Origin of the sequence: Winogradskyella rapida (assembly GCF_042675845.1) — a bacterium.
GTDB classification, from domain to species: domain Bacteria; phylum Bacteroidota; class Bacteroidia; order Flavobacteriales; family Flavobacteriaceae; genus Winogradskyella; species Winogradskyella rapida.
Map to the genome: position 1 here is coordinate 1,456,723 of NZ_JBHTKM010000063.1, position 11,592 is coordinate 1,468,314.

Consider the following 11,592-nt stretch of genomic DNA (forward strand, 5'->3'; position numbering starts at 1 on the left):
GTAAGACTTTACGAGCACTATTTTTTTAAATACGATGTTGTTTTCGGATAAAATCATGAAGGGTTTTAGCTACAAATGAAATTCAATAGCTTCAGAATAATAGGACTTAACGCGCCAAATTATTTCGGATAAAAAAAGCCCACATAACGGTTTTGTTATGCAGGCTAATCAGTTTATAAAACTTGAGGTTCTTTAGACTTTATCAGTTTTTAAAGTCTCAAAAATGTTTCTTAAATCTTTTTTATAAGGCAAATGATCGGCTCTCCCTTTTTTAAATATATCATTACTATTGCCTTGACCTTTACGCAGCGCTTTTTGCTCCTCGTGCGGCAATCGGTTTATCTCCATACAGTTTGTAGAACAGCAGTTTTCCATCTTTTCTTTACAAGAATCACACTGAATAAACAATAAATGGCAGGCTTCATTAGCACAGTTGGTATGTAAATCTGCAGGCTCTCCACACTGGTGACAATGCGCAATAACATCATCACTAATACGTTCTGATCGACGTTGATCGAAAACAAAGTTTTTACCTAAAAATTTATTTTCTAAGCCTTGGGCTTCAATCTGTCTTACGTAATTGATAATACCACCTTCTAACTGAAATACGTTTTTAAACCCTTTGTGTTTGTAATAAGCACTGGCTTTTTCACATCGAATTCCACCGGTACAATACATCACTAATTTCTTATCTTCTTTATGCGCTCTTAGGTCTTCTTCAATTAAATCTAAAGATTCTCTAAAGGTATCAACATCTGGAGTGATGGCGTTTTTAAAATGTCCTATTTCACTTTCGTAGTGGTTACGCATATCCACCAAGACCGTATTAGGGTCTTCTATAAGTTCATTAAACTTTTCAGCATTAACATGTACACCTTTATTAGTGACATCGAAGGATTGATCGTTTAAACCATCGGCAACAATCTTTTTACGCACTTTTACTTTCAACTTTAAAAAGGCAAAATTATCATGCTCAATAGCAATGTTTAATCTTACATTTTCTAAAAATGAAATGGTATCTAAATGTGCTTTAAAGGCGTTAAAATTTTCAGCAGGTACAGAAAGTTGTGCATTAATACCTTCGGTGGCCACATAAATTCGGCCTAAAACGTCTAAAGCGTCCCAAGCTATAAATAGATGGTTTCTAAAAATTTCGGTGTTGTTGATTTTGGCGTACTTGTAGAAAGAGATGGTTAAGCGTTCTTTTCCCGCTTGTTCAATAAGTTCAGCTCTTTCTTTAGCACTTAAGTTATTGTACAGTTGCATGCTATACTAATTTTTAAGGTTAAAGAATAAATAATTATAAGCTGCAAAGGTATCACTTTTAACGAAAACAACTTATAGAAGCATAAAAAAAGCACTCCGATTTTGTCAGAGTGCTTTTAAGATTAACTTACTAACTTAAAACTAAAAAAATTAATCTATACCGGCTTCACAATCGCTGAGGCTTCAACAGCAATTGAAACACCTAATTTTTCAGGCGCGTTGAAAAGAAGACGCTAACATTTCGACCTTTCAACATTAAGATAATCATAGCAATTTTTTCCTTTTTCATTTAGTAGATGTAAAAATTGTAAAAGGGTTGCGTACTAAAATTGAAAAAAATTAAGTTTTATCTTAATCTACAGATCTCCCTTCTACTTCTTTACCTACAAATATTTGTCTTTCAATAACAAATCTTAAAAATAAAATTAGACCCTATTAATGCCATAAAATCCCTTTAAAAACAAGAACCTAGACTTTACTCAACCCTGAATCCACACTCAAGAATTATCATTCTAAAAAAACACTATTTTTATTTGGAATAAATATAAATAAGGATATTTTTGTCAAAAATTCTCACGTGTTCCGATTCAAACTATCTGTTATCTATGTTTTTCTACTTACCAGCGTAATCGCCTTTGGACAAGAAGGTAATTTTTATGGAAAAGTAAAGTACAATTCTAACGAACCTGCAGTGGCTACTTTTATAGCGCTAAAAGGAATGGATATTGAAAAGGAAACGAACGCCAACATTAACGGCGCTTATAATTTTAAGAACCTGCCTTATGGTACTTACAGCATCACCTTTTACTCTGTAAACGACTTACCTAAAACTGTAAACGTACAGTTAGATGCTAAAGACAAGGAAGTCAATGTAACTTTAGAAGTGGCCGCTTTAGATGAAGTTTTTGTAAGATCTAAAACGGAACAACAAAAAATTGAAGAAAAGGGCTTTGCCGTTAGTGTTATAGAAACCAAAGAAGCCGCCATACAATCTATACAAGTTAATGAATTATTAGACCAAACTGCCGGTGTTAGGGTACGCCAATCTGGTGGATTAGGATCTCATGTGCATTATAACCTTAATGGAATGACGGGAAACTCTGTAAAAGTCTTTATTGATGGGGTTCCTATTCTCAATTTCGGACCTTCATTTTCTTTAAACAGCATCCCTCCTTCTTTAATTAAACGAATAGAAGTTTATAAAGGTGTAGTTCCACCGCATTTATCTGATGATGCTATGGGTGGCGCCATTAATGTGGTTTTAAATGGAATTACAAAGAATGAATTAAAAGCTTCAATTTCCGCGGGATCCTTTGGGACTTACAGAGCCGATGTTAACGGAGGCTACCGAAATAATAAAAATGGATTTACCGCAAGAGGATCTGCCTTTATCAATTATGCGGATAACGACTATGAAGTTTGGGGAGATCAAGTTGCTGTGGCACTTTCCGCAGGCACACCCGATGTTTATATTAGAGCAAAACGTTTTCATGACCGCTACCGCTCTCAAGGAGCTAGAGCTGAATTTGGTTACACCCATGTGTCTTGGGCCGACAAATTATTGGGTGCTGTTCTTATCTCTAATATGGATAAACAGATTCAAACCGGGGCCACAATGGAAATTGTATACGGAAACCGTTTTACAGAGCAGACCACTAGAATGTTCAGCTTAGATTATGCGAAAACAAACCTCGCAAAAAATTTAGATGTTAGTGCCTTTGCCTCTTACTCACGACTAAAAAGAAAAACAATAGATACCATTGCCACACAATACAGTTGGTTAGGATACCCAACCAGTTATTATAACGATCCCGATGTATGGGCCTCAGGAGCAGAAGCCGGGGACCCTACCTTACAAGAAGATATAGACCAAACTATTAATACACGTACCAATCTTGCTTATCATCTTAACGACAATAATACATTACAGTTAAATCATCTATTAAATACGTTTTCTCGAGATTCTGATGACCCTATGCTTCCTGCCGCAGAAAATGCACTTAAAGAAACAAGAGAGTATTTAAAATCTATACTGTCCTTATCTTTTGAAAATAAGGCTTTCGATGAAAAATTAAGAACCTCTATTTTCGCTAAATCCTACTACCTTCATAGAACTTCTAAATTAAGAACGCGAGACTCTAATACCTCGGAGGCCACGATCTCTATAGATGAAAATAACATTTCTTCTCACGATCTTGGGTTTGGAGGCTCCATATCCTACTCCATTACTCCACAGCTTACCGTATTTGGGTCGGCAGAAAAAGCCCTTCGCTTACCAGATGCCGATGAAGTTTTTGGAAACGTTGCCGATAATTTAAATGCCTCTATAAATCTGAAACCCGAGCACAGTAACAACTATAACTTAGGGTTTAGTTACGACAATATTCGCTTTAAAAAACACAGTTTTGGTATTTCATCTAATGTCTTTATTAGAGATACTGAAGATTTAATTATGCAACTCCCAACAGGCAGTAACGAAGAGTTTTTTGAAAATTCTAATATCGGAAAAATCTATACTGAAGGTTTTGATTTCACCTTAAGTTATAATTACAATGACGCCTTATTTTTTAGTGCCAACACCTCCTTTTTTAACGCCCGAGATTACAATGTAACCTACGACGTTGACGGAAATCCTATAACACCTACTTACGAGAGACTGGCCAATACACCTTATTTTACGATGAATTATAATGCGAAATATGAAACGCAAAATTTTATTCAGAAAGGCTCAAGATTCAGCACCTACACCAACCTACTTTATGTTCACGAATTTTTTAGAGGAAGTAGCGTTTTAGGAGGTTCTGGGAAAACGGTAATCCCAAGTCAGGTTTCTTTTGATGCCGGATTTGCTTACACCTTCCCGAAAAATAAGGTCTCGCTAAGTTTCGATGTTAAAAATATTTTAGACAATCAATTATTCGACAATTATGCCCTTCAAAAACCAGGAAGAGGCTTTTACGGAAAACTAACTTTTTCAATTTTATAATCATTCAACTCAATACATTATGAAAATTAATTTCAGATCCATTTTAAGTATCGCTTGTTTATCAGCCTTATCATTAAGTACTTTTTCTTGTAGTGAAGATGACACAGCTAGTGCAACGTCTTCAGAAACTTCAGACTACAGACCTTACCACTTAGTGATTGGCTCTAGTCCAACGGGAGAATCTGAAACTTATGCGCAAGGTGCCACTGTAGAAGAACTAAATGATCCTAATAAAACCTTCACCTTTAACGGTTATGGACAGGAAATTCCATCAACACGTACCGCAAGATTATACACTTCTAATGACGGAGAAACGGTATACAACTTAAATTATGGTGGTGGTGATATTGCTAAATACGATTTCATTGGCGGACAAACGTACAACTTACAGCTTACCACAGATGTACAAGCTGTAATGGGAACAGCATACCCACGTTGGACAAAGATTGACGATAACTACGCCATGATCCATAACGTTACCACAGAACATATTTACGAAGATCCAGAAGATGAAACGTCTCCATATATTAAAACTGTGGCTACCGTAACCTTAGCGCGTGTAGAGTTAAGCTCAATGACCGTTGTAGAAAACAATTCTTTTGAATACCCATACAATGAAGCAGAATCTAACGCCGGAATTTACACTTTCCGTATCGATGCCCCTGTAATTACAGATGGTAAACTATATTATGGTGTTGCCAAGAGTTTCTACGATGCCTTAACCGGTGAAAATGGCGATATGGTTTACGACCACGTTGAAACTTTAGTGGTAGACTACCCTTCTTTAGAAAACGAAACTATTATTAGCTCAACTTTAGCACAAGGCTCTACTAACGGTTATAGAACTCCTGTAGCTCATAAAGACGAAATTGGTGACACTTACCAATTAGTAACTTCAGGTGATGTATCTATAATGAAAATTAGCAATGGTGCCTATGATGAAGCTTATGGTAAATTTGATATCCAAGCGCTTTTAGGACATAATGCTGAAGCCAATACAGGATGGTTTTACGTTGGTAATGGTATTGGATATGTTCCTGTTTTAAACACAGACGAAGGAGACAGCGAAAGTTCTAATTGGGATGTTGTACGTGTAGATATTTACAATAAAACTGCCGTAACTATGAATATACCTTTAGACTTATGGTTACGTCAATACCAATGGGCAAGTGTTATTGATGGAAAATTATACATGGCTTTAGCCTCTTTAGGAGGTGAAGGAAAAGTGTATATTTTTGATCCAAGTTCTACAAGTGCAGATGGCTACACGACCGGAGCCACCTTACAAACTGGGACAACAGATGCATCTTACATTGGTTTATTTTAAAAATAATTTGAATCTCTAAGCTTATTAAAAGCGAAATTGATTTATAAGTCTAAAGCCAGAACCTTTTAGTGTTCTGGCTTTTTTTAGTCTTTCTCTTTGAGTTTTAACACCACAAGCTTTCATCTTTTAAAAAAGGCCTAAAATGCCACCTTGCATTTGTAGTAATTTGAAACGAGGAATGTTATTAATTAAAATAAGTGGTATTTTTGAATAATTATTAAATGAAGAATTCTAGAAAAAAGAAATATGAGTAGCGAAAAAGATGCCAAATTAAAAGCTTTAAAATTAACTTTAGACAAGTTAGATAAAGCTTACGGAAAAGGAACAGTAATGAAAATGAGCGATCAAGCTGTGGTAGATGTAGATGCCATATCTTCTGGATCGTTAGGGTTAGACATCGCCTTAGGCGTTGGTGGTTATCCAAGAGGACGTGTCATTGAAATATATGGTCCAGAATCATCAGGTAAAACAACCTTAACGCTTCACGCTATTGCAGAGGCTCAAAAATCTGGTGGTATCGCTGCATTTATTGATGCTGAGCATGCTTTTGACCGTTTTTATGCTGAAAAACTAAACGTTGATATTGATAATCTAATTATATCTCAACCCGATAATGGAGAGCAAGCTTTAGAAATTGCTGATAATCTAATTAGATCAGGGGCAATTGATATTGTTGTTGTCGATTCTGTTGCGGCTCTAACACCTAAAAGTGAGATTGAAGGTGAAATGGGAGACTCTAAAATGGGCTTACATGCACGTTTAATGTCACAAGCGCTTAGAAAATTAACCTCTTCTATTAGCAAAACAAACTGTACTGTAATTTTCATTAACCAATTACGTGAAAAAATTGGAGTGATGTTCGGTAACCCAGAAACTACAACTGGTGGTAACGCCTTAAAATTCTATGCTTCTGTACGTTTAGATATTAGACGCTCAACGCAAATTAAAGATAGTGATGGTAATGTAATGGGTAACAAAACCCGTGTAAAAGTGGTAAAAAACAAAGTTGCACCACCATTTAGACTTGCGGAGTTTGATATTATGTATGGCCAAGGGGTTTCTAAAGTAGGTGAAGTCTTAGACCTTGCTGTAGAACACGATATTGTTAAGAAAAGTGGTTCTTGGTTTAGCTATGGCGATACCAAACTTGGACAAGGTCGTGATGCCGTTAAAATGATCATTAAAGACAATCCAGATTTAATGGATGAACTTGAAGAAAAAGTGCGCACGTTAATTAACGAAGCCTAGTAATATATTAAATGAAAAAAATCCTGATAATCTCAGGATTTTTTTTGTTTATAGACGCAACCCTTTTAACTTTCTCTCATCTACCTAGTGTAATTGATGATGATTATATATGAAAAAATACGCCTTTCTATTTTTAGTTTTTATAGCAACACTCACCTCGTGTAGTATTGAGGACAACGATAACACCCAATATTCCGTTGAGTTTATGCCTATTGAATCTGTTGAGGTTCCAGAATATTTTATTTATGGTGAAACCTATGAGATTGCAATGACTTACACACAACCTAGCTCTTGTTATTTATTTAGAGACTTTTATTACAGTATTGAAGGCAACGAAAGAACCGTTGCTATAGAAAACAACGTCTACCTTAGTGATGCCTGTGTAGAAGAACCAGAATTGGTTACCGTAAGTTTTGATTTCAATGTTACGGGCAACGAAACCTATCTCTTTAAATTTTACCAAGGAAAAGATGAAGATGGTGTAGATCAGTTTCATTTGGTTGAAGTGCCTGTCATAGATTCAAGATCTATTTTAGAAGATTAAGTAAAAGTCAATTATTAACTAATTTCAAACACATGTGAGTTTAGAACAACTCATAGAAAATTGTAAGAAGAGTGATGCTCAAGCTCAAAGCCAATTATACAAGCAGTATGCAAGTAAATTATTTTCGCTTTGTCTCAAGTACTCAAAACACTATGCTGAAGCAGAAGACAACCTGCATGATGCCTTTATTACTATCTTTGATAAAATAGGGCAATACAATCATAAAGGTTCTTTTGAAGGCTGGCTTAAGCGTATTACAATAAATACAGCCTTACAACGCTATAGAGAAGATGTTGGCGTTTATGATATTGTCAATGAAGATCGTATTGAAGACGTCACTTTAGATATTAATAATGAAAATGTAAGCCTTGATTTCTTATTAAAAATTATTCAAGAATTACCCGACAGGTACCGCCTAATCTTTAACCTGTATGTCTTAGATGGCTACTCGCATGTTGAGATTAGTAAACTAATAAAAATTTCAACCGGAACATCAAAATCCAATCTTGCACGGGCCCGAATGATTTTAAAAGATAAAATTGAAGCTTACAATGCGACTCCAAATTCGCAGAGTATTTAGATCATGAACGATAAAAAAAACATAGACAGACTTTTTCAGGAAAAGTTTAAAGATTTTGAAATGGCACCCAACGATGCCGTTTGGGAACGCATTAACGAAAGTCTTCCAAAGAAAAAGAAAAAACGTCGCGTCATAGCCCTATGGTGGCAAATTGGTGGTGTAGCAGCTCTCATTGCTCTACTGTTAACCGCAGGTATTTCCTTTTTTGATACCAATGAAAGTTTTAAGCCAGAGGTTCCTTTGGTAAATACAGAAAATTCAGAGGCTCAACAACCTTCTAAAACACAAGACACAAATAAGCTAGAGATTCCTGAAGCTGAAGCCTTCAATAAAGAGAAAATTGCAGACACAAATACGGATACTTCTAGCGACACTAGCGATACGCTAACCAACGACGAAACTTCTAAAACGACTAAAGAATCTTCTATTAAGAACGATCCTCTAAACACTAATGCTTCCAAAGCTGTAAATACGGCATTGGCGCAGACAGAAACGGGGAACCAATCTACCCAAAACAGGCAAACCACAAATCCAAAAGCTTCAAAAGCGGATAAGGCAAATGGCACGAATGCTCATCAACCTTCGAACTCTAAAAATTCTACGGAGTTCAGCTCAGATGTAAAGCAAAAATCGACCATAAAAGAAGCTACTAAAGCACAAAACAACCAAATTGCACAACAGAGCACCTCAAGTTCTACTCAGAATAATGCAATTTCTAAAACGGATTCAGAAGCCAACAAGGCCACAACTACAGTTGCCGAAAATGACCTTACTGAAACCACTGAAGACAATGCTATCGCTTCCGCTATTGCGGCTTTAGAAGAAGCCACAGATAAAGACGATGAAGAATCAGAACAGACCAAGTGGAGTATTGCACCTAATGTTGCCCCAGTATATTTTAACTCTTTAGGAGAAGGATCATCATTAGACAACCAATTTAATCAAAATGGCAAAAGTGCTGATGTAAATATGAGTTATGGTATTGCTGCAAGTTACGCTGTTGGTCCTAAATTAAAAATTAGAGCGGGTATTAACCGTGTTAACCTGAACCAAACCACAAATGATGTTTATGCCTTTTCAGGTACAGAAACGGCTTCTAGAGGTATTGAAGGCTCGTTTACCAATATTAGCTTTAATAATGCTGAAGAGCATGTTTCTTTAGTGAGTTCTAGCCTAATGAATCGATCTACAGTACCAGAACTATTAACCAATACCGTGGCGGGTGATATAGACCAACGCTTTGGTTTTATAGAAATTCCCGTAGCTTTAGAATACCGTCTTTTAGACCGTAAATTTGGAATTAATCTTATAGGAGGTTTTAGTACACTTTTATTAAGTAATAATGAAATATATGCCGATGTTAATGGTAGTTCTGAACTCATCGGAGAAGCCAATAACATTAACGACACCAGTTTTAGTGCCAACTTAGGTTTTGGTGTAGATTATAGTTTATCTAAACAGTGGCTTCTTAACCTAGAACCCACTTTTAAATACCAATTAAACACTTTTAATAATACTACCGGTAATTTTAAACCCTTCTTTATTGGAGTGTACACCGGATTACGATATAAGTTTTAGGTTGACTTAAATTATTGCAACATAAGAGTTATGTATAGCAATGGTGACAAAAGCTACTCTTGGTTAGGGTAGCTTTACTTTTTTAAAGTCTTAGCACTTAAAGCCTCTAAAATTAAGGTTCTAGTCGTTTTATTTAACGTTTTAGTATCGGCTGTTGTTAAGCCTTCAGTAGGTATAAACTTATGGATTTTCGCACGCATTTTTCCAGGGCTTCCACTGAAAAAGGTATACGAAAAGCGTTTTTTATTATCGTAGAATGTAAGCGGTACAATTGGAATTTGATGGTTAATAGCCAAGCGGAAAGCACCATCTTTAAATTCATCTAATAAAATATGCTCTTCAGGCACACCACCTTCAGGAAAAATACAAATACTTAAGCCTTGCTTTAAACGGCGTTGCGCTCTTAAAAATACGGCCTGTCTACTTTTAGCACTTCTTCTATCCACTAAAATACAGGTGCGCTTATAGAAAAATCCGAACAATGGAATTTTTGCCAATTCTTGTTTACCAACAAAAACAAATGGATTTTTTACGGCCACAAGCATTAGCATTATATCTGCCATGGAGGTATGGTTAGCTACAAACATATAGCTCTTGTTAGGATCAGGCACTTCTGCCCTCTTAATTTTATAGCCAAAGCCCATGCCTATTAATATAAACTTAGACCAGATTCGTGCTAATTTAAAAAAATAAGGGTACCACTGTTCTCTAGAAATAGAAATGATCAACAGCGGAAACAGTACAATAATCGGTATGGCTACTAAAATGTAGAACCAAATCCGGTATAAAAGCCATAATGGATATTTCAAAAATGCCATAGCACCAAAACTAGTTAATTAAATTAAATGCCTACTTATAGTTCTGCTAAAAAATTTACCTTTGTTTTATATTACCAATAGAAGTTTAATTAAAAAAGATTCCTCCTTAAATTCAATACCCAAATGTAATTTGAATTGGATTGAGATCAAGGAACAATTAAAGAGATCCCTGCTTTTGCAGGCATTATTATGGCAAGAATATTAACAGGCGTACAAAGTACAGGAACCCCACATTTAGGAAACATTCTAGGGGCTATTTTACCAGCAATAGAAATGGCAAATGATGCTAAAAACGATTCGTATTTATTTATTGCGAATTTGCATACACTAACCCAAATTAAAGATGCTGAAGAATTAAGAAACCATACATATTCTGTTGCTGCGACTTGGCTTGCCTTTGGCTTAGATATTGAAAAAACAGTATTTTACAGACAAAGTGATATTCCACAGGTTACAGAACTCTCATGGTACTTAAGCTGTTTTTTCCCTTACCAACGTTTAACCTTAGCGCATGGCTTTAAGGATAAAGCAGACCGTTTAGAAGATGTTAACTCTGGTTTATTTACCTACCCTATGTTAATGGCTGCAGATATCTTATTATATGATGCTGAAATTATTCCGGTAGGAAAAGACCAGTTACAACATATTGAAATGACCCGAGATGTAGCCTCTCGTTTTCATGCTAAAATGGGAGAAACTTTTGTTCTACCTGAAGGCAAAATACAGGAAAACGGTATGCTTATCCCAGGTACTGATGGAGAAAAAATGAGTAAAAGCCGTGGTAATTTTATCAATATCTTTTTACCGGACAAAAAGTTACGTAAAAAAATAATGTCTATTGAAACAGATAGCACGCCTCTTGAAGAGCCTAAGGATTGGTCTACATGTAATTGCTTTGCAATCTTCAGTTTACTCGCTTCAGAAGCTCAAATTGCAGAAATGAAAGCAAACTACGAAGGTGGAAATTACGGCTATGGACATGCTAAACAAGCCTTATATGAATTAGTGATAGAACGTTTTGCAGAACAAAGAGAACGTTACCACTATTATATGGATCACTTAGAAGAAGTCGATGCTGCTTTAGCTAAAGGTGCAGAAAAAGCAAAACTCGTTGCAGACGCCGTACTTGAGCGTGTGCGAGAAAAGGTTGGATACTAGTTTTAACCTCCTTTTAAAAGCATTTGAAATAAAAAAAGACCACTATCATAATAGTGGTCTTTTTTATTTAACAGTTGGGCTTATGGT

At 35.8% G+C, this 11,592-nt stretch carries 9 protein-coding genes; 7 read left to right on the forward strand and 2 right to left on the reverse strand.

What is annotated here, in order from left to right:
* Positions 1 to 192 precede the first annotated feature (192 nt).
* On the reverse strand, positions 193 to 1,266 hold the full coding sequence (gene trhO, locus ACFQ13_RS13585) for an oxygen-dependent tRNA uridine(34) hydroxylase TrhO (RefSeq protein WP_386118243.1): 1,074 nt from the start codon (positions 1,264 to 1,266) through the stop codon (positions 193 to 195).
* Between the two features lie 577 nt (positions 1,267 to 1,843).
* Here trhO and ACFQ13_RS13590 point away from each other — a divergent pair.
* From ACFQ13_RS13590 to ACFQ13_RS13615, 6 genes are all read left to right on the forward strand, one after another.
* The gene (locus tag ACFQ13_RS13590) at positions 1,844 to 4,252 is read left to right on the forward strand and encodes a TonB-dependent receptor (protein ID WP_386118244.1); all 2,409 of its coding nucleotides are present in this window, start codon (positions 1,844 to 1,846) and stop codon (positions 4,250 to 4,252) included.
* A 19-nt stretch (positions 4,253 to 4,271) separates the two neighbouring features.
* A complete protein-coding gene (locus tag ACFQ13_RS13595; protein WP_386118245.1) occupies positions 4,272 to 5,579 on the forward strand; it encodes a hypothetical protein in 1,308 nt (435 codons plus the stop codon).
* Between the two features lie 246 nt (positions 5,580 to 5,825).
* On the forward strand, positions 5,826 to 6,827 hold the full coding sequence (gene recA, locus ACFQ13_RS13600; RefSeq protein ID WP_386118246.1) for a recombinase RecA: 1,002 nt from the start codon (positions 5,826 to 5,828) through the stop codon (positions 6,825 to 6,827).
* Between the two features lie 109 nt (positions 6,828 to 6,936).
* Entirely contained in the window at positions 6,937 to 7,371 is a 435-nt protein-coding gene (locus tag ACFQ13_RS13605; RefSeq protein WP_386118248.1) for a hypothetical protein, read from the forward strand.
* Between the two features lie 34 nt (positions 7,372 to 7,405).
* Positions 7,406 to 7,951, forward strand: coding sequence for an RNA polymerase sigma factor (locus ACFQ13_RS13610; RefSeq protein WP_114308034.1), 546 nt, complete (start codon positions 7,406 to 7,408; stop codon positions 7,949 to 7,951).
* A 3-nt stretch (positions 7,952 to 7,954) separates the two neighbouring features.
* Complete coding sequence (locus tag ACFQ13_RS13615) at positions 7,955 to 9,529, forward strand: hypothetical protein (protein WP_386118250.1); 1,575 nt, start codon at positions 7,955 to 7,957, stop codon at positions 9,527 to 9,529.
* A 74-nt stretch (positions 9,530 to 9,603) separates the two neighbouring features.
* Here ACFQ13_RS13615 and ACFQ13_RS13620 read toward each other — a convergent pair whose 3' ends face one another.
* Positions 9,604 to 10,347, reverse strand: coding sequence for a lysophospholipid acyltransferase family protein (locus ACFQ13_RS13620; protein WP_386118251.1), 744 nt, complete (start codon positions 10,345 to 10,347; stop codon positions 9,604 to 9,606).
* 189 nt (positions 10,348 to 10,536) lie between these two features.
* Here ACFQ13_RS13620 and trpS point away from each other — a divergent pair, with 189 nt between their 5' ends.
* Positions 10,537 to 11,505: a tryptophan--tRNA ligase gene (trpS, locus tag ACFQ13_RS13625; RefSeq protein ID WP_386118253.1), complete on the forward strand. Its 969-nt coding sequence runs from the start codon at positions 10,537 to 10,539 to the stop codon at positions 11,503 to 11,505.
* The last annotated feature ends 87 nt before the right edge of the window (positions 11,506 to 11,592 follow it).

Coding starts and splice junctions, on each gene's coding strand:
- ACFQ13_RS13595 (WP_386118245.1), top strand. CDS start 4,272: ATGAAAATTAATTTCAGATCCATTTTAAGTATCGCTTGTTTATCAGCC.
- trhO (WP_386118243.1), bottom strand. CDS start 1,266: ATGCAACTGTACAATAACTTAAGTGCTAAAGAAAGAGCTGAACTTATT.
- recA (WP_386118246.1), top strand. CDS start 5,826: ATGAGTAGCGAAAAAGATGCCAAATTAAAAGCTTTAAAATTAACTTTA.
- trpS (WP_386118253.1), top strand. CDS start 10,537: ATGGCAAGAATATTAACAGGCGTACAAAGTACAGGAACCCCACATTTA.
- ACFQ13_RS13615 (WP_386118250.1), top strand. CDS start 7,955: ATGAACGATAAAAAAAACATAGACAGACTTTTTCAGGAAAAGTTTAAA.
- ACFQ13_RS13605 (WP_386118248.1), top strand. CDS start 6,937: ATGAAAAAATACGCCTTTCTATTTTTAGTTTTTATAGCAACACTCACC.
- ACFQ13_RS13620 (WP_386118251.1), bottom strand. CDS start 10,347: ATGGCATTTTTGAAATATCCATTATGGCTTTTATACCGGATTTGGTTC.